General features: G+C 66.5%; 26 protein-coding genes and 1 tRNA gene. 9 read left to right on the top strand and 18 right to left on the bottom strand.

Annotated elements, in window-relative coordinates; genetic code table 11:
• Window positions 1-58: 58 nt before the first annotated feature.
• Together G4Z14_RS03790 and G4Z14_RS03785 are read right to left on the bottom strand one after the other, a co-directional pair.
• The gene (locus G4Z14_RS03790; protein WP_164623402.1) at window positions 59-1,336 is read right to left on the bottom strand and encodes a calcium-binding protein; all 1,278 of its coding nucleotides are present in this window, start codon (window positions 1,334-1,336) and stop codon (window positions 59-61) included.
• Window positions 1,337-1,589: 253 nt separating this feature from the next.
• Entirely contained in the window at window positions 1,590-2,591 is a 1,002-nt protein-coding gene (locus G4Z14_RS03785) for a hypothetical protein (RefSeq protein WP_164623401.1), read from the bottom strand.
• Between the two features lie 78 nt (window positions 2,592-2,669).
• Between G4Z14_RS03785 and G4Z14_RS03780 the strand changes: the two genes are divergently transcribed.
• On the top strand, window positions 2,670-3,095 hold the full coding sequence (locus G4Z14_RS03780) for a hypothetical protein (protein ID WP_227751488.1): 426 nt from the start codon (window positions 2,670-2,672) through the stop codon (window positions 3,093-3,095).
• Here the strand turns inward: G4Z14_RS03780 and G4Z14_RS03775 are convergent.
• Entirely contained in the window at window positions 3,092-3,880 is a 789-nt protein-coding gene (locus tag G4Z14_RS03775; RefSeq protein ID WP_164623400.1) for a dimethylarginine dimethylaminohydrolase, read from the bottom strand. The genes G4Z14_RS03780 and G4Z14_RS03775 overlap by 4 nt on opposite strands.
• A gap of 98 nt (window positions 3,881-3,978) precedes the next feature.
• Window positions 3,979-4,062, bottom strand: a tRNA-Tyr gene (locus tag G4Z14_RS03770).
• A gap of 126 nt (window positions 4,063-4,188) precedes the next feature.
• Between G4Z14_RS03770 and rlmB the strand changes: the two genes are divergently transcribed.
• Both rlmB and G4Z14_RS03760 read left to right on the top strand, forming a co-directional pair.
• Window positions 4,189-4,995: a 23S rRNA (guanosine(2251)-2'-O)-methyltransferase RlmB gene (gene rlmB / locus G4Z14_RS03765; RefSeq protein WP_227751487.1), complete on the top strand. Its 807-nt coding sequence runs from the start codon at window positions 4,189-4,191 to the stop codon at window positions 4,993-4,995.
• 164 nt (window positions 4,996-5,159) lie between these two features.
• The gene (locus G4Z14_RS03760) at window positions 5,160-5,585 is read left to right on the top strand and encodes a CoA-binding protein (RefSeq protein WP_164623399.1); all 426 of its coding nucleotides are present in this window, start codon (window positions 5,160-5,162) and stop codon (window positions 5,583-5,585) included.
• A gap of 51 nt (window positions 5,586-5,636) precedes the next feature.
• On the opposite strand, the gene G4Z14_RS03755 is transcribed toward G4Z14_RS03760, so the two are convergent.
• The 3 genes from G4Z14_RS03755 to hisA form a co-directional block, all read right to left on the bottom strand.
• On the bottom strand, window positions 5,637-5,963 hold the full coding sequence (locus G4Z14_RS03755; RefSeq protein ID WP_164623398.1) for a phosphoribosyl-ATP diphosphatase: 327 nt from the start codon (window positions 5,961-5,963) through the stop codon (window positions 5,637-5,639).
• Entirely contained in the window at window positions 5,960-6,721 is a 762-nt protein-coding gene (gene hisF / locus G4Z14_RS03750) for an imidazole glycerol phosphate synthase subunit HisF (protein WP_164623397.1), read from the bottom strand. Before hisF ends, G4Z14_RS03755 begins: the two co-directional genes overlap by 4 nt.
• A 134-nt stretch (window positions 6,722-6,855) precedes the next feature.
• On the bottom strand, window positions 6,856-7,575 hold the full coding sequence (gene hisA / locus G4Z14_RS03745; protein WP_164623396.1) for a 1-(5-phosphoribosyl)-5-[(5-phosphoribosylamino)methylideneamino]imidazole-4-carboxamide isomerase: 720 nt from the start codon (window positions 7,573-7,575) through the stop codon (window positions 6,856-6,858).
• A 151-nt stretch (window positions 7,576-7,726) separates the two neighbouring features.
• Here hisA and G4Z14_RS03740 point away from each other — a divergent pair, with 151 nt between their 5' ends.
• The 3 genes from G4Z14_RS03740 to G4Z14_RS03730 all read left to right on the top strand — a co-directional run bounded on the left by G4Z14_RS03740 (window position 7,727) and on the right by G4Z14_RS03730 (window position 9,279).
• Window positions 7,727-8,116 carry a DUF2147 domain-containing protein gene (locus G4Z14_RS03740; RefSeq protein WP_164623395.1) on the top strand — a complete coding sequence of 130 codons (390 nt, stop codon included), beginning with the start codon at window positions 7,727-7,729 and terminating at the stop codon, window positions 8,114-8,116.
• Between the two features lie 63 nt (window positions 8,117-8,179).
• Entirely contained in the window at window positions 8,180-9,058 is an 879-nt protein-coding gene (locus G4Z14_RS03735) for a DMT family transporter (RefSeq protein WP_164623394.1), read from the top strand.
• Window positions 9,046-9,279: an Ada metal-binding domain-containing protein gene (locus G4Z14_RS03730; protein WP_164623393.1), complete on the top strand. Its 234-nt coding sequence runs from the start codon at window positions 9,046-9,048 to the stop codon at window positions 9,277-9,279. The genes G4Z14_RS03735 and G4Z14_RS03730 overlap by 13 nt, the downstream gene beginning before the upstream one ends.
• On the opposite strand, the gene G4Z14_RS03725 is transcribed toward G4Z14_RS03730, so the two are convergent.
• From G4Z14_RS03725 to hisB, 3 genes are all read right to left on the bottom strand, one after another.
• Window positions 9,276-10,199 carry a glutaminase gene (locus G4Z14_RS03725; protein ID WP_164623392.1) on the bottom strand — a complete coding sequence of 308 codons (924 nt, stop codon included), beginning with the start codon at window positions 10,197-10,199 and terminating at the stop codon, window positions 9,276-9,278. The two genes, G4Z14_RS03730 and G4Z14_RS03725, sit on opposite strands and share 4 nt — an antisense overlap.
• Window positions 10,187-10,825 (bottom strand): imidazole glycerol phosphate synthase subunit HisH, encoded by a 639-nt coding sequence (gene hisH / locus G4Z14_RS03720; RefSeq protein ID WP_164623391.1) that lies wholly within the window; start codon window positions 10,823-10,825, stop codon window positions 10,187-10,189. The genes G4Z14_RS03725 and hisH overlap by 13 nt, the downstream gene beginning before the upstream one ends.
• Before the next feature lie 70 nt (window positions 10,826-10,895).
• Window positions 10,896-11,483, bottom strand: a complete 588-nt coding sequence (gene hisB, locus G4Z14_RS03715; protein WP_164623390.1) for an imidazoleglycerol-phosphate dehydratase HisB — start codon at window positions 11,481-11,483, stop codon at window positions 10,896-10,898.
• Window positions 11,484-11,585: 102 nt separating this feature from the next.
• Between hisB and G4Z14_RS03710 the strand changes: the two genes are divergently transcribed.
• Window positions 11,586-12,938: a phosphohexomutase domain-containing protein gene (locus tag G4Z14_RS03710; protein WP_164623389.1), complete on the top strand. Its 1,353-nt coding sequence runs from the start codon at window positions 11,586-11,588 to the stop codon at window positions 12,936-12,938.
• 31 nt (window positions 12,939-12,969) lie between these two features.
• Window positions 12,970-13,359 carry a YkvA family protein gene (locus tag G4Z14_RS03705; RefSeq protein WP_164623388.1) on the top strand — a complete coding sequence of 130 codons (390 nt, stop codon included), beginning with the start codon at window positions 12,970-12,972 and terminating at the stop codon, window positions 13,357-13,359.
• Between the two features lie 47 nt (window positions 13,360-13,406).
• Here G4Z14_RS03705 and G4Z14_RS03700 read toward each other — a convergent pair whose 3' ends face one another.
• From G4Z14_RS03700 to G4Z14_RS03665, 8 genes are all read right to left on the bottom strand, one after another.
• On the bottom strand, window positions 13,407-14,318 hold the full coding sequence (locus G4Z14_RS03700; RefSeq protein ID WP_164623387.1) for a ribokinase: 912 nt from the start codon (window positions 14,316-14,318) through the stop codon (window positions 13,407-13,409).
• 4 nt (window positions 14,319-14,322) lie between these two features.
• Window positions 14,323-14,775 (bottom strand): RbsD/FucU family protein, encoded by a 453-nt coding sequence (locus tag G4Z14_RS03695; RefSeq protein ID WP_164623386.1) that lies wholly within the window; start codon window positions 14,773-14,775, stop codon window positions 14,323-14,325.
• 60 nt (window positions 14,776-14,835) lie between these two features.
• Complete coding sequence (locus G4Z14_RS03690) at window positions 14,836-15,636, bottom strand: ATP-binding cassette domain-containing protein (RefSeq protein ID WP_164623385.1); 801 nt, start codon at window positions 15,634-15,636, stop codon at window positions 14,836-14,838.
• Complete coding sequence (locus tag G4Z14_RS03685; protein ID WP_164623384.1) at window positions 15,629-16,501, bottom strand: ABC transporter ATP-binding protein; 873 nt, start codon at window positions 16,499-16,501, stop codon at window positions 15,629-15,631. The genes G4Z14_RS03690 and G4Z14_RS03685 overlap by 8 nt, the downstream gene beginning before the upstream one ends.
• Window positions 16,498-17,364, bottom strand: coding sequence for an ABC transporter permease (locus tag G4Z14_RS03680; RefSeq protein WP_164623383.1), 867 nt, complete (start codon window positions 17,362-17,364; stop codon window positions 16,498-16,500). The genes G4Z14_RS03685 and G4Z14_RS03680 overlap by 4 nt, the downstream gene beginning before the upstream one ends.
• A complete protein-coding gene (locus G4Z14_RS03675; protein WP_164623382.1) occupies window positions 17,354-18,367 on the bottom strand; it encodes an ABC transporter permease in 1,014 nt (337 codons plus the stop codon). Before G4Z14_RS03675 ends, G4Z14_RS03680 begins: the two co-directional genes overlap by 11 nt.
• 141 nt (window positions 18,368-18,508) lie before the next feature.
• Window positions 18,509-20,029 carry an ABC transporter substrate-binding protein gene (locus G4Z14_RS03670; protein ID WP_164623381.1) on the bottom strand — a complete coding sequence of 507 codons (1,521 nt, stop codon included), beginning with the start codon at window positions 20,027-20,029 and terminating at the stop codon, window positions 18,509-18,511.
• A 47-nt stretch (window positions 20,030-20,076) separates the two neighbouring features.
• Complete coding sequence (locus G4Z14_RS03665) at window positions 20,077-21,642, bottom strand: phytoene desaturase family protein (RefSeq protein WP_164623380.1); 1,566 nt, start codon at window positions 21,640-21,642, stop codon at window positions 20,077-20,079.
• A gap of 104 nt (window positions 21,643-21,746) precedes the next feature.
• On the opposite strand from G4Z14_RS03665, the gene G4Z14_RS03660 reads away from it, so the two are divergent.
• Window positions 21,747-22,538: a cyclase family protein gene (locus G4Z14_RS03660; RefSeq protein ID WP_164623379.1), complete on the top strand. Its 792-nt coding sequence runs from the start codon at window positions 21,747-21,749 to the stop codon at window positions 22,536-22,538.
• The last annotated feature ends 25 nt before the right edge of the window (window positions 22,539-22,563 follow it).

Below are 22,563 nucleotides of genomic sequence, written 5' to 3'. Positions count from 1 at the left end.
CTGATGCGGCGCCAGCCTAGGCCAAGGCTGGCGGGCTGTGAAGCCTGCGCAAAGATGCTTACAGAATAAGGATATCCGCCGCCGTCAGCGTGGCGCCGCTCTGGAGCGAGGCGACCACCACCGCGGCGGATGCGCCGCTGCCATCGGCATCGAACCACAGCAGATGGGTCGCCGCGTCAAACAGCAAACGGTCATCGGCATCCAGCGCGGCATGACCGGCCACGAAGGCGGTTTCGTCCAGCGCGCCGGCAAAGCTGCCAAAGCCGAATTGCTCGCCTTCGAAGGCAATCACGTCGCTCGCCGAGGTGAAATCATAGATCCGGTCGCCAAGATGCTTGAGGTTCTGGAACAGGAAGGTGTCCGCGCCCTGACCGCCATAGCAGCGGTCATCGCCGCGCCCGCCGATCAGCGTGTCGTCGCCCGCGCCCCCGGCCAGCGTGTCGAGACGGCCTGCGCCCTCCAGCCGGTTCGCCCCGGCATCGCCGGTGAGGCGGTCGGAAAAGCCGCCGCCCAGAACATTTTCAAAACCCGTGTAGCTGTCACCCGCCACCTGCGCCCCGCTGTTCTGTGCCGGCGTGGTCAGGTTGAGCGTGACCGCGGTTGTCGCGGCGGTGAAATCCAGCAGGTCGATGCCGTCGCCGCCGTCCATGATCTCGGCATGGCTGCCGGGGCGGAAGGTGTCATCGCCGTCACCGCCGTCGATCAGACCGTTCACCGTTCCGGTGCTGCCGACAAAAAGGTCATCGCCGCCGCCAAGGGCGATATCGCCGTTCAGCGTCCCGCTGTTGGTCAGCCGGTCGACGCCGCTGTTGCCCAGATAGGAAAAGGCGTCGGAACTGACGGTGCCGGAATTGGTGAAAGACAGCGTGCCATTGCCGAACTTGTGCCAGATCCCCGAGACCCGGCCCGTCATGCTGCCGAGATTGACGATGGAGGTGACCCCGCCCTCGGGCGCAATCACCGACACCGCCGAACCATAGGCGGTGATCGTGCCGGCATTGCGCAGATGCGAGCCGAGCCCGTCGAGGATCACGCCATCGGCGTCCTGCACCATGCCGTCGCCGCCCGAAATCAGCACGCCGGTCGCCTGAATGGTGACGGTCTGCGCGGTCAGGCAGCCAACGAGGTTGATCGCCTCATCCTCGCCGATGATGGTGCCGGCGACAGTGATGGAATGCGTGCCCTCCCACGAGATCACCGCATCGGCTCCGGTGTGGTTGACCGGGTCGTTGTAGGTGCAGCGGATGGTCACATCCGCTCCGACGAAAAGATCATCGGTGCCGGTCAGCGTATAGACCGGGCCGAGTGTTGTTTGCGAGGTGGCTTCAATCAGCATCAGGCGGTCCAATTGCAGATGTTTCGTTAAACAATTGAAAAATATCACAATTGGTAGAGGGCTGCCACAAAGTCGACGCAATCAGCGCGCGATCCGGCGACAAAGCTGGGCAGGGGCCGCCAGACCCTGCCAGACGCGCAACAATCCGGGGTGGACCTTGGGGAAATGTGGCAAGACTGCTGATTCGATCAGACGCGGCTGCGCACGCGCCGCCGGCAAGGCGCCTCCTGCCACAACGCCAGGTCGGCGCCCGCTATCGCAGCCAGAGCCCGGCCTTCTTCAGTGCGCTGCGCAGGGTCTGCTCGCGCCGGGGCAGGTCGTCGCGGTCAAACAGCGCCCGCGCCTTGCGGCCGCGGTTCTGATAGATCATCAGCCGCGCCGGCTCATGGTCGCGCAAGAGACGGCGCAGGTCTTTTTGCCCGGCCACCTCTTCCAGCACCTCGACCACACGGTCGCTTTCGCGGGCGTAGAGCAGGGGAAGGCTCCGATAGTGGCAGGTGACGGAGCCATCCAGCCCGGCAAGCTCTGGCCCCGGCCGCCCGCCGCCGAAGGAATGGATCACCAAGGGCAGGGCGACCTGATCGAGCCAGGGGTCCAGCGACTGCGCCGCCAAGGCATCGGGCGGGGCGTCGCGGATGGTGCGGGCGAAGGTCAGGAAGCGCTCGCCAAAGGCGCGGGGGCTTTGGTGAAAGAACCAGCCGGCATTGAAGTAAAGATAGCGCTGCCAATAGTCGTCGGGCTGCGCAAAGTCGAGCGAACTGGCGAAATCCAGCCCGAAGCGGTCATAGAGCGACTTCCAGATCTCGCCATAGCCGCCATGGTAAAGCTGTGGCTCGGGCCAGCTGCCTTCGCGCCGCATCGAGGCCGAGGGGCGCGCGAAATCGAAGGGGACGCCTTGCAGGTCACCCAGCACCAGCGTGTCGGTGTCAAGAAACAGGAACGGCTCATCGGGCAGCGCCGCCAGCGCCTCGATCTTGTTGCCATGCGGGTAGGACTGGCCGAAGATCTTGTTTTCAAAGGGCAGGAACGTGGCGCCAAGGCTTTCCAGCATCGCGCGGATCGGGTCCGATTGCAGCCTCGGGTCGCGGTGCCAGCGCTTGCCGGGCTGGGGTTCGGCCAGAAACACCTTGCCGCGGAAACCCGGATTGGCGGCGCGCAGCGAGGCCATCAGCAACAGCGCCTCATAGGCCAGCCGCCCCTCCTGCACCACGGCGAGAATGTTGAAGGCTTGCCCGCCGCCCGCCGTTTCGGCCATTGTGATCTTGTCCGCCCTGTTATCCTGTTGTCACTATAGGGGCGTTCGATGCCCCGCAAAAGCCTCGGGAGGTTCAAAATGCGCAGGATTGTTGCCGTTTCAATGACAGTTGCCGCGATGGCCGCCGCGACGGTTGCCCTTGCCCAGACCTATACCACGGCGGCCGAGGTCAAGCCGATCCTGACCGCCACAAAGCCAAGCTGGATTGCCGTGCGCGAGTTCGACGGGCAGGATCTTCTGTACTTCACCAATCTTCTGGCCTGGCGCTGCGGGGTCAGCACCATCGCCTATGGGCTGAATGGCGCCCCCGCCGAGACACCCTTCGCGATGGAGCCCTGCTACGAGGGCGAAGCGGTGCCCAATGCCCTGAAAGCCGAGGACAACGCCTTCCTGTTCCTCACCCAGCCGCTCGGCTCGATCGCCACGGTCAGCCTGCTGGTCACCTACGACGACGGCAGCACCGACACCGCCGACTATGAGCGCAAGGCGGTGCTGATGCCTTAAGACGGCGTGAAGCGCAGCGACAGGCAGGACATGCCGCCATCCAGCTTGGCGCATTCCGAATTGCCGATCTCGCGCAGGGCGTAACCCGCGGCCAGCAGCTTGTCGCGGGTGCGCGGGAAGCCGGCGGGGAACAGCACCAGATCGTTGAAGCGGATGGCGTTGGCGCAGGCCTCCTCGCCCGGCGCGGTGTGGATCACCCGGTAGCCGGTGAAGCAGCCCGAGGCATCCAGCCGTTCGGTCGCAAGAATGGTCTCGGCGTCCAAGAGCGAGCAGTCGGTCTTGAAATGCAGAACGCCCGGCGGGGTGAAGACCTCGCGCACGCTATGGCCCCAGTCGGCGACAAGGCGGGTCAGTTCCGCCACGCCGCCGGCATTGGTGCGGGCCGAGCGGCCGACGAGAATTTCGGTCTCGGTGGTCAGGATGTCGCCGCCTTCGATGAAATTCTCCGCGCCGGTGATCTGGCGCACCTCGCCATAAAGCGCGCGCAGATGCGGCGCCATTTCCGCCGCCTCGCCCAAACGCGATGGCGCACCGGGCCGCATGACGATCGCCCCTTCGGGCAGGCAAAGCGCAGTGTCCTCGACGAACAGGCTGTCGGGGAACGCCTCCAGCGCGGGCAGTTCCAGCACCGTCGCCCCGGTCGATTGCAGCGCCGCGACATAATCGGCGTGATGGGCCCGCATCCGGGCAAGATCGGGGCTGCCGGTATCCACCGCGCGCAGGCCGTTGATGGCGCTGGCGGGCGGCAGGCGGGTGATGGCATGGGTGAAGCGATACGAGCGCATGGACGGGCCTTTCGGGACAGATCGGCGCCAATCGACCACGGCAAAACGCAAAAGGCCAGCCCGAAGGCTGGCCTTTGTGACTGCCGCGACGGGCAGAATGGTGGGCGATCCTGGAATCGAACCAGGCATGAGTCGCCTCGGCGGAGTTACAGTCCGCTGCCACACCTTGTAGCATATCGCCCACTGTGCGGGGGGAATACCCAAGGGGGCGGGGGGCGTCAAGGGGGCGTTGCGGCCCAAGCCTTGCCTTTTGACCGGAAATTTCCTGTCACTTGCCGCTTGCCAAAATCGGTTGATCTGGTCAGAGCATGGGCAAACGCGAAGGGGCCAAGATCATGGCGAAGAAACCCGACTGGGTGGTGGACAAGGAACGCGGCCGCAAGGCCGAGGCGAAAGAGACGGTCTGGCTTTTCGGCCTGCATGCGGTGCGTGATGCGCTGGCCAATCCGGCGCGGGAAAAGCTGCGGCTGGTGGTGACGAAGAACGCCTTCGACAAGCTGGAAGCGGCAATTGCCGAGGCCGGGATCGCGCCGGAAATCGTCGACCCGCGGCGCTTTGACGTGCCGATCGACGAAGGCTCGGTGCATCAGGGCGCGGCGCTGGAAGTGCGGCCCTTGAACTGGGGCAAGCTTGAAGATCTGGCGATTTCCGGCGCGGGCGAGCCGTTGCTGGTGCTGCTGGACCGGGTGACCGACCCCCATAACGTCGGCGCCATCCTGCGTTCGGCCGAGGTGTTCGGTGCCCGCGCGGTCATTGCGCCGCGCCACCATTCGGCCCCCGAAACCGGGGCGCTGGCCAAGACCGCGAGCGGAGCGCTGGAGCGGCAACCCTATCTCAAGGTCACCAATCTGGCCGATGCCATGGTCGAGCTGAAGGCGATGGGCTACACGCTCATCGGCCTGGACGGCGAGGCCGACGTGACGCTGGCCGAGGCGCTGGTGCCGACCCGCGGCCGGCCGCTCGCCCTGATCATGGGGGCCGAAGGACCGGGCCTGCGCGAGCGCACCCGCGAGACCTGCGACGTGATCGCCCGCATTCCCTTTGCCGGCGCCTTCGGCAGCCTGAATGTCTCGAACGCCGCCGCAGTCAGCCTTTATGCGGCTGCGACGCGCTGAGGGATCACAAATATGCGAGGGGGCTTTAACGCGCGCGCCGGCATCCCATGTAGAATAGTGCCGAGCGGCACTGGAACCACCGCTTCGCCTGTCTACTGTCCCTCGTTCCACACCTTGCGCCCGGGGCCTTGGCTTTCGGGCGCTTTCTTTCAGGAGCCAGACCCATGAGCCTTGACGCCCCGGCCGAGGACGCCCGCATCGCGCGCATCCTGACAGAGGTCAAGACCATCGCCCTTGTCGGCTGGTCGCCGAAGCCCGACCGGCCGAGCCACCGCGTCGCCGCCTATCTCGTGCGCCGGGGCTATCGGGTGATCCCGGTCAATCCGGGGCAGGCGGGGCTGGACAGCGGCCTTGGCGAAGTGGTGCGGGCCTCTCTGGCCGAGGTGGGGCCGGTCGACATGGTCGACATCTTCCGCCGGTCCGAGCACGTGCCGCCGGTGGTGGAGGCGGCGCTGGCCTCGGGGGCGAAGGTGATCTGGATGCAGCTTGGCATCGAGAATGCCGAGGCGGCCGCCAAGGCGGGGGCGGCGGGCATGGAGGTGGTGATGAACCGCTGCCCGGCGATCGAAATTCCGCGGCTGGGGCTGTAGGGCAAAAATCTTCGAAGATTTTTGCCAAATTTCTTCGAAGAAATTTGGGCCTCAGCCGCGCGCGGCTTTTTCCGCGATACCCGAAGTGCCTTCGCGGACTTCCAGCACCGCCAGCACCTCGGCAAGGCTCACATCGCGGGCGGCCAGCATGACAAGAAGGTGGTAGAGCACATCCGCCGCCTCGGCGGCGAGTTTCTCGCGGTCGCCCTTCACCGCCTCGATGATCGCCTCGACCGCCTCCTCGCCGAACTTCTCGGCGCATTTCTCGGGGCCCTTGGCGAAAAGCTTGGCGGTCCAGGACGAGTCGGGATCGGCGCCCTTGCGGGCCTCGATGGTGGCGGCGAGGCGCTGGAGGACAGTCGGATCAGGGGTGGTCATGACAGCCTCATGGGAATGCCGGCGGCGGCCATATGGGCCTTGGCCTGGCCGATGGTATAGGTGCCGAAGTGGAAGATCGAGGCGGCGAGCACCGCGCTGGCGTGGCCCTCGGTGACGCCCTCGACCAGATGGTCGAGCGTGCCAACCCCGCCCGAGGCGATGACCGGGACTGGCACTGCGTCGGCAATGGCGCGGGTCAGGGCAAGGTTGTAGCCGCCCTTGGTGCCGTCGCGGTCCATCGAGGTAAGCAGGATTTCCCCCGCCCCCTTGGCCGCCACGGTGCGGGCAAACTCCACCGCGTCGATGCCGGTGGGCTTGCGGCCACCATGGGTGAAGATCTCCCATTTGCCGGGGGCGACAGTCTTGGCGTCGATCGCCACCACGATGCACTGGCTGCCGAAACGGTCGGCGGCCTCGGCCACGACATCGGGATTGGCGACGGCGGCAGAGTTGAACGACACCTTGTCGGCCCCGGCCAACAGGAGCGCGCGCACGTCCTGCGGCGTGCGCACCCCGCCGCCCACGGTCAGCGGCATGAAGCATTGCTCGGCGGTGCGGGTGACCAGATCGAACATCGTGCCGCGGTTTTCATGCGTGGCGTGGATGTCGAGAAAGCACAGCTCGTCCGCGCCCGCCGCGTCATAGGCCCGCGCCGCCTCCACCGGATCGCCGGCGTCGATCAGGTTGACGAAGTTCACGCCCTTGACCACACGGCCATCGGCGACATCAAGGCAGGGAATGATGCGGGTTTTCAGCATGGCGGCACCCTAGCGGCTTGGGTCTGGCGGGGGAAGGGGGCTCGCCCCCCTCTGGCTTGCGGCCCATGCTGTTGGTTCTTGAACCAATGGCGAACCAACAGCAAACCCCCGAGGATATTTTGGAACAGGCGAAATCAGGCTTTCAGCGCCTTGAGCGCTTCGCCCAGATCAATTGCCCCGTCATAGAGCGCCCGGCCCGAGATGGCGCCGGCGATGACGCCGGTGCCCTGCAGTGCGATCAGGTCCGCCATGCGGGAAACTCCGCCCGAGGCGATGACGGGAATCGAGACGGCGCGGGCCAGAGCCTCGGTCGCCTCGATGTTCGGCCCCTGCATGGCGCCGTCGCGGTCGATGTCGGTGTAGATGAGCGCGGCGACGCCGGCATCCTCGAAGCTGCGGGCAAGGTCGGTGGCCTGCACTGTGGTCTCGGTCGCCCAGCCCTTGGTGGCGACAAAGCCCTTGCGGGCGTCAATGCCGACGGCGACCTTGCCGGGAAAGGCGCGGGCGGCTTCGCGCACGAGGCCGGGGTCTTCCACCGCCACAGTGCCGAGGATCACCCGGGCAAGGCCCTTGTCCAGCCACATCGCGATGGTGGCCATGTCGCGGATGCCGCCGCCAAGCTGGGCCGGCACCTTCACCGCTTTCAGGATCGCCTCCACCGCCGCGCCGTTGACCGGGGTTCCGGCGAAGGCGCCGTTCAGGTCGACGAGGTGCAGCCATTCGCAGCCGGCGTTCTGGAACTTCAGCGCTTGCGCCGCGGGATCATCTCCGAACACGGTGGCCGCCGACATCTCGCCGCGCAAGAGCCGCACGCATTGGCCGTCCTTCAGGTCGATGGCGGGATAGAGGATCATCGGGGTCTCCCTTTTCGCTGCGGCTGCCTTAGGCCGGGGGCGGGCAAATGCCAAGGGGCTTCGCCGGCAATTCTGGACCTGACGTCACGCTGGACAGCGGGGCGGGTCGTCGTCGATGATCGGGCGGCAGAGTTCTGGGAGGAAGATCACGATGAGGAAGCTGGTTCTGGCGGTGCTGCTGGTGCTGGGCGCGGGCGCGGCCATGGCCGATCCGGTCGAGGGGGTCTGGAAGACCAAGCCCGATGACAACGGCAATTTCGGCCATGTGAAGATTGCCGCCTGTGGCGCTGCGTACTGCGGCACGCTGGTCAAGGCGTTTGACGGGGCGGGCAAGGAGATTGACAGCCCCAATCTCGGCAAGCAGATCGTCTGGGACATGGTGGCCTATCCGGACGGGCTTTATGACGATGGCAAGGTCTGGTCGCCCGACCGCGACAAGACCTATGACAGCGACATGACGCTTGCGGGCGACAGCCTGAAGGTGCGGGGCTGCGTCTTTGGCATCTGCCGCGATGGCGGCACCTGGGCCCGGGTGAACTAGCCGCAGGCTTCGGGTCGCGCCGCCGGGGCGGCTGTGGCATGAAGGGCCGAAGCGGAGGCCGGCATGAGCGCGACGAACTGGATGACCCTGACGATCCTCTCCATCCTGTGGGGCGGGTCGTTTCTTTTCGTGGAACTGGCGCTGGAGGGGCTGGCGGTGCTCAGCATCGTCTGGCTGCGGGTGGCGGGCGCGGCAGGGCTCTTGGCGCTGTGGCTGGCGGTCTCCGGTGGTGGTCTGCCGAAGGGGCGGCGGGTCTGGGCGGCGCTCGTCGTGATGGGGGCGCTGAACAACGTGGTGCCCTTCACGCTTTTGGTGCTGGCGCAGGGCGAGATCACCGGCGGGCTGGCCTCGATCCTGAACGCCACCACACCGCTCTGGACGGTGATCGTGGCCCATGTCTTTACCACCGACGAGCGCCTGACCAAGGCCAAGGCGCTGGGGCTGGCCTTGGGCTTTGCCGGGGTTCTGGTGATTGCCGGCGGCGGGGCAGGCGGCGGGCTCTGGGCGATTGCCGCCTGCCTCGGTGCGGCGCTGTCCTATGGCTTTGCCGGGGTCTGGGGGCGGCGGTTCAAACCGATGGGACTGGCGCCCTTGCAGGTGGCCTTCGGCATGCTGGTCTCGGCGGCGCTGATGCTGTTGCCGGTCTGGCTGGCGGTCGACCGGCCCTGGAGCCTGCCGGTGCCGCCGACGCGGCCGCTGCTGGCGGTGGCGGGGTTGGCGCTCATGTCGACGGCGCTGGCCTATATCCTGTATTTCCGGCTGCTGGCCCGCGCCGGGGCGGTGATGCTGTCGCTGGTCACCTTCCTGATTCCGGCCTCGGCCATCGGGCTCGGGGTTCTGGTGCTGGGTGAGCCGGTGCTGCCGCGGCATCTGGCGGGGCTGGGGCTGATTCTGGCGGGGCTGGTGGCGATGGACGGGAGGCTTGCGAAATGGCGCGGTTGAAGGGCGGCAGGGCTGCCACCGACGAGGAATGGCTTGCCTTCGCGGCGCGGGCGGATAAGGCGGCGCTGGTATATGGCGTGGCGACGACCGGCATTCATTGCCGGCCCGGCTGCCCGGCGCGGACGCCCTTGCGGCAGAACCTGCGGATCTTCGACAGCCGCGCAGGCGCCGAGGCGGCGGGATACCGCGCCTGCAAGCGCTGTGGCGGCGGGCAGGGCTAGCCGAATACCGACCAGCCGGTGGCGCGGGCCAGCCGCTCGATGGCCAGCGTGCCAAGCTGCGAATTGCCTTGCTCGTTCAGCCCCGGCGACCAGACCGCGATCGAAGCGCGGCCCGGCGCGATGGCCAGAATGCCGCCGCCCACCCCGGACTTGCCGGGCAGGCCGACCCGGTAGGCGAATTCGCCCGAGCCGTCATAATGGCCGCAGGTCAGCATCAGCGCATTGATCCGCCGCACCCGGGCGGGCGACACCAGCCGCGCGGCCCCCGGCGCCCCCATCAGGAAGCGCCCGGCCATGGCCAGCTGGCGGGCGGTCATCTCGATGGCGCATTGGTGGAAATAGGTGCCGCAAGTCAGGGCGGGCGGGTTCACAAGGTTGCCATGGGCTGCCATGAAATGCGCCAGCGCCAGATTGCGGTGGCCATGGGCCTGTTCCGAAGCGGCCACCGCCTTGTTGATGTGGATGTCATCGTCCGACGCCGCTTCGCGCAGAAAGCGCAAGACTTCGCCCAGCACCTCGCGCGGGGTGCGGCCGGTGAGGATGGCATCGGTGACCACAAGCGCGCCGGCATTGATGAAGGGATTGCGCGGAATGCCGTTTTCGGTTTCGAGCTGCACCACCGAGTTGAACGACAGGCCCGAGGGCTCGCGCCCGACGCGGGTCCAGAGCTGGTCGCCCAGCCGGCCAAGGGCGATGGCAAGGGTAAAGACCTTGCTGATCGACTGGATGGAAAAGCCGGTATCGGCGGCGCCGGAGGTCAGGCATTGCCCGTCGGGCAGGCAGACCGCCATGGCAAACTGCCGGTCCGAGACATGCGCCAGTTCGGGAATGTAATCGGCCACCCGGCCCCGGTCGGGGGCTTCGGCCATTTCCGCGCCGATCCGGTCAAGGATCGGTTGCAGATCGCTCAGGGCGCCCATTGCAGGAAATTGCCGATCAGCCGCAGCCCGAGGGCCTGCGATTTTTCCGGGTGGAACTGGGTGCCGACCATGGTGTCGCGCCCGATGATCGCGGTGATGTCGCCGGCATAGTCGCAATGGGCGAGGCGATGGGCGGGGTTTGCCACCCGGAAATGGTAGGAATGCACGAAATAGGCGTGATCGCCGGTCTGCACTCCGGTCAGCACCGGGTGAGGATGGTCGATCACCAGATCGTTCCAGCCCATGTGCGGCACTTTCAGCGCAGGATCGGCCGGGGTGATCTTCACCACCTCGCCGCCGATCCAGTCAAAGCCGGCGGTGTCCTGATATTCGCGGCCCCAGGATGCCATCATCTGCATGCCGACGCAGATGCCAAGAAAGGGCCGGGCGCGGATGGTGACGGCCTCGGAGATCGCCTCGAACAGTCCGCCATAGGCGCCAAGCGCCTTGCGGCAGGCGGGGAAGGCACCATCGCCCGGCAGCACGATCCGGTCGGCCCGCGCCACATCCTCGGGGCGCGAGGTGACGAGGATCTCGCCGGCGCCGGTCTCGGCCGCCATGCGCTGGAAGGCCTTTTCGGCGGAGTGCAGGTTGCCGCTGTCATAATCGACGAGGACGGTGAGCATTTCGGAACCCTTGTCGCGGCCGGGGCTGTGGGAGCCTCCGGCGGGGATATTTAGGAACAGATGAAAGGGCTTAAAGCGCACCCTTGGTCGAGGGCAGCACGCCGGCCATGCGTGGATCGGGCTCCACCGCCTCGCGCAGCGACCGGGCGACCGCCTTGAAGGCGGCTTCGGCGATGTGGTGGCTGTTGAAGCCGTGGATCAGGTCGACATGGCAAGTGATACCGCCATGGGTGGCCAGCGCCTGAAAGAACTCGCGCACCAGTTCGGTGTCGAAGCTGCCGATCTTCGGCGTCGGGAAGGGCAGGTTCCAGACGAGGAAGGGCCGCGCCGACAGATCGAGCGCGCAGGCGACCTGCGTGTCGTCCATCGCCAGCCGGAAATGGCCGTAGCGGCGGATGCCTTTCTTGTCGCCAAGCGCGCGGGTCAGTGCCTGACCGAGCGCGATGCCGCAATCTTCCACGGTGTGGTGGTCGTCGATGTGCAGATCGCCCGTTGCGCGCAGCGTGATGTCGATCAGCGAATGCCGCGCCAGCTGGTCGAGCATGTGGTCGAAGAACCCGACGCCGGTGTGGCAGTCGGACTTGCCGGTGCCGTCGAGGTTCACCGCGACTTCGATCGCGGTCTCGTTGGTCTTGCGGGTGATCTCGGCGCTGCGCATGGCGTCTCCCTCTGGCTTGCGGGCCTTATAGGCCGTGGGGGCGGGCTTGCAAAGCCTTTGCGCCCGCGCCTAGATGGCCGGGGTTTGCGGGAAGGGGGCGCGATGCGGTGTTTCAAGGCCTATGACATTCGCGGGCGGCTGGGCGAGGAGTTGAACCCCGCCGTGGCCCGCACCATCGCGCGGGCCTTTGCCGAGGAGCTGGGGGCAGGCCGGGTGGTCTTGGGCCACGATCCGCGCGCGTCCTCTGCGGAGCTGGCGGCGGCGGTGGCCGAGGGGCTGATGGCGGCGGGCTGTGAGGTGCTGGCGCTGGGCCTCTGCGGCACCGAGGAGATGTATTTCGCCACCGACCATCTTGGCGCCGATGCCGGCATCGAGGTGACGGCCAGCCACAATCCGATGGATTACAACGGCATGAAGCTGGTCGGTGCCGGGGCGCGGCCGTTGTCGCCGGAGGTGTTTCAGGCGGTGAAGGCGCGGGCCGTGGCGGGGGTCTTCGGCGCGGCGCGGGAGGGTCGCCCGACGCCGATTGACCCGCGGGCGGCCTATGTGGCGCGGCTGATGTCCTTTGTCGATGTGGCGGCGCTGCGGCCGTTGAAGATCGTGGTCAATGCCGGCAATGGCGCGGCGGGGCCGAGCTTCGATGCGCTGGCCGAGGCTCTGGCCGCCGCAGGGGCGCCGCTGGAGTTCATCCGCATGCACCATGCCCCGGACGGCGCCTTTCCGAACGGCATCCCGAACCCCTTGTTGCCGGAGAACCAGCCGGTGACGGCCGATGCGGTGCGCGCCCATGGGGCCGATCTGGGCGTCGCCTGGGACGGCGATTTCGACCGCTGTTTCCTCTTCGATGAGACCGGAGCCTTCGTCGCGGGCGAATATGTCGTGGGGCTTTTGGCCGAGGTGTTTCTGGCCAAGGAGCCGGGGGCGGTGATCGTGCATGACCCCCGCGTGATCTGGAACACCCAGGACATCGTGGCCCGCGCCGGGGGGCGGGCGGTGATGGCACCGACGGGCCATGCCTATCTCAAGGCGGCGATGCGCGACCACGGCGCGGTCTATGGCGGCGAGATGTCGGCGCATCACTATTTCCGCGATTTCATGTGTTGCGATTCCGGCATGATCCCCTGGCTTCTGGTGGCCGAGTTGATGGGACGCAGCGGGCAAGGCCTGTCGTCGCTGCTGGCGGCGCGGCGGGCGGCGTTTCCGTCCTCGGGCGAGGTGAATTTCAAGGTGGCCGATGCGAAGAAGATCATCGGCAAGATCGCCTACAGCTATGGCGCGCAGGCCGAGGATGTCGACCACCTCGACGGCCACAGCTTTGACATGGGGGCCTGGCGGTTCAACCTGCGGTCGTCGAACACCGAGCCGCTGCTGCGGCTGAACGTGGAGGCCAAGGGCGACGCGGCGCTGGTGGCGCTGAAGGTCGCGGAACTGTCGGCGGTGATCGCGGCCGGCTAGGCGGGCGCGATGTGCAGAAAGGCGCTGGGTCTTGTCGCTGATCGATCCTCTGAAAAGCTGGGCCAAGGCGGTCAAACGCGATGGCGTGACGCTGTGGTTCGCCGCACAGCATCCGGGTGTTCCGTGGTATTCAAGGGCCTTGGGCGCGGTCGTGGTCGCCTATGCCCTGAGCCCCGTCGACCTGATCCCGGATTTCATTCCGGTGCTTGGCTATCTCGACGACCTCATCCTGCTGCCCGGACTGATCTACCTGACCCTCAGGACATTGCCCGCGCCGGTGCTTGCGGACTGCCGGGAGCAGGCCCGTCAGTGGATGGCGCGTGAGGGCAAGAAGCCGTCAAGCAAGGTCGGGCTGGTTCTGGTCATGGCGGTCTGGCTGGGGGCGGCCTTGGTGCTTTGGCACTGGCTTGCCGGGCCATGAGCGCTGGGGTGCGGCGGGCGCTGCTAGGCCTGTTTTCCCAAGCCGCCCTACAACAGCGCCTCGATCTCGGCCCGTGACGGCATCGCGCCGGCGGTTCCCGGACGCGTCACCGAAATGCCCGCCGTGGCAGAGGCGAAACGCAGCGCCTGTTCAATGGCCTGGCCTTCGGCCAAGGCCACCGCGAAGCCGCCGTTGAAGGCGTCGCCCGCGCCGGTGGTGTCCACCACCTTGCCGGCGGACAGCACCGGGCTGTGCAGCGTCACCCTGCCGTCATGGTAAAGCGCGCCCTTGTCGCCAAGGGTGATGACCACCGCCCCGACTCCCTTGGCGCGGAGCGCCTCGGCGGCGGCCCTTGCCTCGGCGATTGTGGTGACGGGCAGGCCGGTCAGCGCCTCGGCTTCGGATTCGTTGGGCGTCAGGTAGTCGCAGAGTGCGAGCATGTCATCGGGCAGGGCGGCGGCGGGGGCGGGGTTGAGGATGGTGGTCACACCGGCGGCGCGGGCGATTTCAAGGCCGCGGCGGGCGGCGGGGATCGGCTGCTCAAGCTGGGTCATGAAGAGTGCCGCCCTTTCGATCAGGCCGGCCCGCGCTTCGACATCGGCCGGAGTGATGCGATTTGCCGCGCCGGGCGTGACGATGATGGCATTGTTGCCGGTGGCGTCTTCGAGAAAGATCATCGCCGCGCCGGTAAAGCTGTCGCGGTCCACCGTCACTTCGGGCGTGACGCCGGCGCGCGCCCAGACCCCGCGCGCCATGGCGGCGAAATCATCGTCGCCCAGCCGGGTGATGAAATGCACCTCTCCCCCGGCCATGGCCGAAGCGACCGACTGGTTCGAGCCCTTGCCCCCCGGCCCCAGCGCAAAGCCATTGCCAAGGATGGTTTCGCCCATCTTCGGCAGGCGGGCGGCGCGGAAGGCGGCGTCGGCGACGAAGATGCCGAGATTTACGATATATTTCATGGGGTCATTCCGTCGGCATGATGACGCCCTTGCGGAACATGAAGCAGCCGTAAAGCCGGCGTTCTCCGGTCTGGACGAGGACAAAGGCCTGTTTGGCCAGATCGTAATAGGCAAAACGGTCGATCGCCGTCATCGGCCGCGGGCGACCCTCGGCGCGGTCGATCTCGGCCTGCACCTCGGCCTGAACCGGGGGGATGGCGGCCGGATCGCCCACCACCTCCATGCGGGCGGCGAAATCGTGCACGAAGGTATCCAGCGGCAGGACCGACAGGATGGCACGGGCCGCCTCGGCGGCGGTCAGGTTCTCCATGGTCAGCAAGCGGCCGGCAACCGTATGGGGCGCCAGTGCCGCGCCGGGGAAGTTCACATCGGTCAGCATCAGCATGTCGCCATGGCCCATGGCGCGCAGCGCCTGCAGCAGGTCGGCATTCAGCCGGTGATCGATTCCCTTCAGCATGTCGCGCCCCCCTTCGCCGCAGGCTGCGCGAAAGCTGACCCCGTGGTCAAGAAGCCATGTTCAGGCCCAGAGCTGATCGGGGTCGGGCAGCGGGATCGCGTCCAGAAGCTCGCGGGTATAGGCGGCCTTCGGGGCAGCGAACAGGTCGGCGGTGGCGGCATTCTCGACGATCGCGCCGCGATAAAGCACCAAGACCCGGCTGCAGAGGCGCCGGATCACGCTGAGGTCATGGCTGATGAACGCCAGCGTCAGGCCCAGTTCCTTTACCAGCCCTTCCAGAAGGTTCAACACCTGCGCCTGAGACGACACATCCAGCCCCGAGACGATCTCGTCGGCCAGAATGAACTCGGGCCGCAGCGCGATGGCCCGCGCAATACCCACCCGCTGCCGCTGCCCGCCCGACAGCTCATGCGGGTAGCGGGCGGCGAAATGCCGGGGCAGGCCGACATGGTCCAGCGCCTCCGTTACCCGCGCCGGCACATCGGCAAAGCCGTGCAGGGCCAAGGGCGCGGCGATGATCTGCCCGACGCGGTGGCGCGGGTTCAGACTGCTCATCGGATCCTGAAAGATCATCTGGAAGCGTCGCCGCAGCGGGCGCAGCGCCGCCTCGTCCAGATGGGTGATGTCCTGCCCGCCAAACAGCACCTTGCCGCCGGTCGGCTCCAGAAGCCGCACCATGGCCCGGCCCAGCGTGGATTTGCCCGAACCGGAGCCGCCGACGATGCCCAGAATCTCGCCCTTGGGCAGGGCAAAGCTGACATCCTTCAGGATCTCGATCCGCGGCGCGCTGCCCAGCAGGGGCTTCTTCGTCAGGTCCGGCAGGGACAGGTGCAGGTTTTCGACGCTGTAAAGGTCAGCCATGGCGCAGGCTCCGGTCATGGGCGGCGATCTCGGCCTGCACGGCAGCGATGACCGCATCGGGGACGGGGGTCAGGCTTGCGGCCGGATCGGTGTATTTCGGCGTCGCCGCCAGAAGCGCGCGGGAATAGCCATGCGCCGGCTGCCGGAAAAAGTCGCGCACCGTGGTCGCCTCCATCACTTTGCCGCCATAAAGCACCGAGAGCGACTGGCAGACCTTGCTCACCACCCCAAGGTCATGCGTCACGAACAACAGCGCCGTGCCGTGCCGGGCCTGCATCTCGGCGATCAGCTTCAGGATCTGCTTCTGCACCGTCACATCCAGCGCCGTCGTCGGCTCGTCCGCCACGATCAGCTTCGGCTCGGCGGCAAAGGCGCTGGCGATCAGGATGCGCTGGCGCATGCCGCCCGACAACTCGTGCGGATAAGATCGCATCACCCGCTCGGGGTCGGGGATATGCACTTCGGCCAGCAATTCCCGCGCCCGCGTCTCGGCCCTGGCGCGCGGCCAGCCCAGAATGTCAACCAGCCGGTCGGTGACCTGCGGCCCGATCCGGCGCGAGGGGTTGAGCGCGGTCAGAGGGTCTTGCGGAATGAGCGCCGCCGTCGCGCCGATCCGGCGGCGGCGTTCGGCCGGGGGCAGGGACAGAAGGTCCATCCCGTCCAGCTCGATCGCGCCTCTGGTGATCTCGACCGAGGCGGGCAGGATGCCCAGCACCGCCTTGCCGATCATCGACTTGCCGGCGCCGCTTTCGCCGACCAGCCCATGCACCTCGCCCGCCGCCACCTCCAGCGACACATCGCGCAGGATGGGAAACGCCGTGCCTTTCAGCCGCGCCGACAGGCCGGTGATCTTCAGAAAGCTCATCGCAGCACCGGATCGAAGCGGTCTTTCAACCCTTCGCCAAGTTGGGAAAACGACAGGACGGTCAGGAACAGCGTGACGAGCGGGAAGATCAGCACCCACCAGGCCTGATGGATCGAGGTCCGCCCCTCGGCAATCATGCCGCCCCAGGTCGGATCGTCGGTGGAAATCGACAGGTTCACGAAAGACAGGATCGCCTCGACGATCACCGCGATGCCCATCTCCAGCGTCAGGAGGACGACGATGGTCGGCAACACATTGGGCAGGATTTCGGTCAGCATGGTCGAGACCCGCCCCCGGCCCGCCACCTGCGCCGAGGCGACATAATCCATCGCGCCCTGCGCCATCGCCTCGGCCCGCACCACGCGGGCAAAGCGCGTCCAGTCGATGACGACAATGGCCAGGATGATCGACACCAGCCCCGGCCCCATGACCGCGATGAGGAGGATCGAGAACAACACCGGCGGGAAGGCCATCCAGATGTCGATGGCGCGGCTGATGACCACATCGACCCAGCCGCGCAGGAACCCCGCCATCAGGCCAAGGCTTGCCCCGATCAGGCAGGTCAGGCTTCCGGCCACCAGTGCCACGATCAGCGCCAGCCGCGCGCCGTAAAGGATGCGGCTCAGCACATCGCGGCCGAGCGAGTCGGTGCCCAGCCAGAACCCCGGCTCGGCGCCCTGCTGCCAGACCGGCGGCAAGCGGCCCAGAAACAGATCCTGCGCCAAGGGGTCTTGCGGGGCGATCCAGGGCGCCAGCAGGGCCGCCAGCACCAGCACCCCCAGCCATCCCGCCGAGAGCCAGAGCTTCAGCCCCACCCGGCGGCGGATTTGCGATCGTCCGTCAGTCCCGGAATTACTGGCCATGGCGCAGCCTCGGATTGAGCAGGGCATAGGAGAGGTCGACGATCAGGTTCACCGCGGTGAAGATCGCGGCAAACAGGATCACGATGCCCTGAATGAGCGGCAGGTCGCGGTTGATGACCGCATCAATCGCCATGTTGCCCAGCCCCTCATAGGAAAACAGCCGCTCGATGATGACGGTGCCGCCAATCAGGAAGGTGAACTGCACCCCGACCAGCGTCAGCGTCGGCAGGATGGCATTCGGCAGCGCCTCGCGGGTGATGACGTGGTTCTCGCCATAGCCCTTGGTGCGCGCCAGCGTGACGTAATCGAGATGCATGGTTTCCTTCAGGCTCTGTTTCAGAAGTTGCCCGATGATCGCCGCCAGGGGGATCGCCAGCGCCAGCGCCGGCATGAACATGTGGCTGACGATATCGGCCCAGAGATCGAAGCGCAGGCGCAGCACGCTTTCGAAAAGATAGAAATCGGTGGTGAAGGGCAGCTCCAGACTGGGTGTCACCCGACCCGAGATGTGGAACACCGGCCAGAGCACGCCGAAGATGAGGATCAGCACCAGCCCCCAGAGGAAATCCGGCACCGACAGCGCCATGCCATTGCCCACGTCCAGCGCGGCCTCCACCTTGGTGCCCCGGTTGCGCGTGCCGGTCAGGGCAATTGCCCCACCGATGACAACCGCGATGACCAAAGCCATGATCGACAATTCCAGCGTCGCCGGAAGCCGCCCCAGCACAAGCCGCAATACCGGCTGGTTCGAGGTGATCGAGGTGCCGAAATCCCCCTGCACCACCCCCTGACACCAGATCAGGAACTGCGCGGGAATGGATTTATCAAGGCCATACTGTGCCGTCAGTCGCGCAATGTCGGCCTCGGTCGCGCCGGGCGGCAGCATCATGGCGATCGGGTTGCCGGGCACCACCCGGATGACGACGAACACGATCACCGCCACCCCGATCAGGGTCACGGCTGTCGTCGCAAGGCGCAAGAGAAACGCGCGGAATAGCTGCATCTTCAGAGACTTGCCTGTACCGGCCCGGAGTGGTCCGGCCAAAGCCAGACCTGCCCGGTGCCTTCAATGTGGCTGAAATATCCCACGGGGGTCCGGGGGTGTGAAACCCCCGGGGTCTCAGCAGGAACGACGGGTTCAGGCTCAGGCCCGCTTCATCAGATGCGGCAAGAGCGCGCCTGAGGCATGCGGCGTCACCACCACGCCCGGCGCCGACAGGATCGGCTGGACATATTGCAGCAGCGGAATGACCAGCGCGTTCTCGGCGATGTATCTGTCGACCGCCTTCCAGCCCTCGATCCGCTTGGCCTCGTCCTTCTCGCCCCAAAGCGGGCCGATCATCGCCGTAAGGTCCTCGCCATCCCAGACCGAATGCGGCGAGGGGCCGAACATCGCAAAGCCGGTCGAGGTGGTCGGATCGCCCACCGAGTTGCCCCAGTTGTAGAAGGCCGCCGGCGCCAGCGTGTCGGCGCCGCGCAATTCGTAATGCTTGGCAATCTCGTAGATCTCGATTTCAGCCTCGATCCCCACCTTGCGCCACAGGCCCACAATGGCCTGAATCATCTCGTAATCCTTGGGCTTGAAGCCCTTGGTGGTCTGGATCTTGAACTTCACCGGATTGTCGGGACCAAAGCCCGAGGCGGCCAGAAGCTCGATCGCCTTGGCCTCGTCATAGGGCACGGAGATCGAGGCGTCGAAGGCGTCGTATTGCGGGGTTTCCAGCGTGTCGATCTTCACGCCATAGCCGCCCAGCAGGCGGTCGATGATCGCCTGCTTGTCAATGGCGTGAACCGCGGCCTTGCGGACGTTCGGATCGCTCATCACCTCGATGTCGTTGAGGAAGATCATCCCGATGTCCGAGATCGGCGCGGCGGTGCCGGTCAGGCTGGCCTTCAGCCGGTCGTATTCCTCATAAGGCACTTCCAGCGTGACATGGGCATTGCCCGATTCCACTTCGGCCACCCGTGCGGCGCTGTCGGTAACGAACTTGATGGTCACAGTGTCGAATTCGGGCTTGCCGCCCCAGTAATTCGCGTTGGCCTTCAGCCGGACAAAGGCGTTGCGCTCGAACTTCTCGACCATATAGGGGCCGGTGCCGACGGGCGCCGCCTCGAAGCCTTCGGCACCGACCTTTTCGTAATAGGCTTTCGGCAGGACGTAGCCGGTCAGGAAATACATCCATTTGAAGATCGTCGGGTCGAACTGCGCGACATCGGCGATCACCTTGTTGCCCTCGACGCGGTGGTTTGCCAGCGTGCCCCAGACGAACTGGATCGGGCTGCCGGTTTCCGGCTTGGCGACGCGGGCCAGGCTCCAGGCCACATCCTCGGCGGTGAAGGGGCTGCCGTCGTGCCAGGTGACGCCCTCGCGCACTGTCATCCAGACCTGGGTCTTGTCCTCGTTCCAGCCCCATTCGGTCAACAGGCCCGGCGCCGGTTTCAGGTCGGGTTGTTGCAGGATGTACTGGTCAAACACCGACTGGTAGATGCCCTGAAGGGTCGGGTTCACTGCCGAGGGGCCGACAGTCGGGTCCCAGGCCGGCAGGTTGACGTTATAGGCGATGACCAGCTCGTCGATGGCTTGGGCGCGGGCCGGCAGGCCAAAGGCTCCTGCGGCCACGGTCGCAGCCGAGAGCTGCAAAAGGGAACGGCGTGAAAGGTTCATGGTGTTTCCTGTTGGTTGAAGTTCATGGTTTTCTTGTTGTTTTTCAGTTATCTGGCCAGTCTTCTGGCCAAAAGGGTTCCCGGCCCCGCGCCGGTGCCGGCGCCGGGCCAGACGCCCGCCCCGGTCAGGTGCAGGTTCTGCAAGGGGGTCGAGCCATCGGCATGGCCGCGCACCGGGCGGAAGAGGAAATGCTGCGCCAGATGGTGGCTGCCGCAGACCTGATCGCCGCCGACGAGGTTGGGGTTGTCGGCCTCAAGGTCGCGCGGGGTGACCACGCGGCGGCCAAGGATCTTCGCCCGCGTGCCGGGGGCGTAGCGCTCCAGAATGTCGAGCGCACGTTCGGCCATCGGCCCGGCCGCCGCGTCCCAGTCGGTCGCGGCAATCTCGCCCTTGGCATCGCCGCGGATGGTCCCCGGCACCATGCGCACCTGCAGCCAGAGCACATGCTTGCCCTCGGGCGCGCGGGAAGGATCGAACGAGGTCGGCTGGCCGACGACAAGGATCGGCTCATCGGGCAGAAGCCCGGCCTGCGCCTGCTGATAGGTGCGGGCCATCTGGTCAAGGCTGGGGGCGAGATGGACATAGGCGAAGGATTGCAGTTCTGCTCCCGCCGCCCAGTCGGGCAGGCCGTCCATCGCCAGATGAATCATCATCGTGCCGGGGGCATGGGTGAAGCCGGTCATCGCCCGGTCAAATTCTGGGGTGATGCCGCCGGTCAGGCGGGGCAGGGCGCGCGGGGCGACGCCGGCGATCACCGCGCGGCTGGCCAGGATGCGGCGGCCACCCACCAGTTCGATGCCGCTGGCCCGCCGGCCGTCCTGCAGGATGCGCGCCACCGGGGCATTTACCTCGACCACGCCGCCGCGCGCCCTGATCGCCGCCACCATCGCGCGGATGATCGTATCCGCCCCGCCGCGCCCCAGCGCCATGCCAAAGGCCTGTCCCGCCATGCCCTCAAGATAGGGAAACAGCGCGCCGCCCGCGACATCCGGGGCGAAATCCAGATGCATGCCCCAGGCGCCGAGCATCGCCTTGACCTCGGGCGAAACAAAGCTCTGGTCCAGCCATTGCCGCGGCGATTGCATCAGGAAGCGCGCCATGTCGAGCGTGCAGCCAAGGCCCTTGGCGCGGAGTATTTTGAACACAAAATATGCAAGCGCACGAATCCGCATTGCGCTGCCGAGAAGGCCGAAAAGATGCGGCGCCTCATTGGCGAAGGCCGCGCTCAGCCGCTGCCAGGTTTCGGCATCCTCGGGCGCGAAGCCTGCGATTCGCGCCCGGGTTTCGTCGGCGTCGATGCTGACGCCGCACCAGCGGCCATCGGGAAAGGCCGAGGCAAAGGGGCGCGACACCGGCACGAATTCCACGCCATGCTGGCCCAGTTCCTCGGCATTTTCCTTGCAGAACGGGCTTCCGGCGAACAGCGACAGGTTCATCGCCGCCCAGTCATGGCGAAAGCCCGGCAGGGTATATTCGCCAGTCTTGACCGCACCGCCGGCCACCGCGGCCTGTTCGAATACCCCGACCCGCCAGCCCTTGCGGGCAAGCTGCAACGCACAGGCCAGTGTGTTGTGGCCCGCACCGATCAGGACCGCATCGAAGGTATCCGGCATGGAATCTTCACCCCGTTGTTGCAGAGATATTTGCAAATGCATTTAAATCTGTCTAGAGTGAATCGAGAGGGGTGGAGACAGGCCCCACCAACAGGGAGATGACGATGACTTCTGCAAATGTGCTGGCGAGCCTTGCCGGACTGCTGGCTTCGGGCGGGGTTGAGGTGGTGGATTGCTCGGGCGTTCTGGGGCCGGAGACGCCGCTGCTGAAACTGCCGCCGGATTTCGCCAAGGACACCCCGGCGATCGAGATTCACCGCATTTCGGAATATGATCAGGACGGTCCGTTCTGGGCCTGGAACTGGCTGAAGGTGGGCGAGCATTCCGGCACGCATTTCGACGCGCCGCACCACTGGATCACCGGCAAGGACTATGCTGACGGCTACACCGACAGCCTGCCGGTGCAGCGGCTGGTCGCGCCGGTCAACGTGCTGGATTTCAGCGCCGAATGCGGCGCGAATCCCGATTTCCTGCTGACCATCGACCATGTGAAGGCTTGGGAGGCCAAGCATGGCGCGATCAAGGCTGGCGAATGGGTGGTGCTGCGGTCGGACTGGGACAGCCGCGCGCATGACGAGGCGCTGTTCCTCAATGCCAACGAGACCGGCCCGCATACCCCCGGCCCAACCGCCGAGGTGATCGAATACCTCTTGTCCAAGGGCATCGTCGGCTGGGGCAGCCAGTGCATCGGCACCGATGCGGGGCAGGCGGGCGGGATGACCCCGCCCTTCCCGGCGCATAACCTGCTGCACAAGCACAACTGCTATGGCCTCGCCAGCCTTGCCAATCTCGACAAGCTGCCGGCCAAGGGTGCGATCCTGATTGCCGCGCCCCTGAAGATCAAGAACGGCACCGGCTCGCCGATCCGGGCGCTGGCGCTGGTGCCGCGCGGCTGACGGCGGCCTTATGGCGGCAAGCGCG

The organism is Tabrizicola oligotrophica (genome assembly GCF_011008935.1).
Taxonomy (GTDB): Bacteria; Pseudomonadota; Alphaproteobacteria; order Rhodobacterales; family Rhodobacteraceae; genus Tabrizicola_A; species Tabrizicola_A oligotrophica.
The sequence above is the reverse complement of the archived record's forward strand: the minus strand, read 5'-3'. Positions and strand labels throughout refer to the sequence as shown.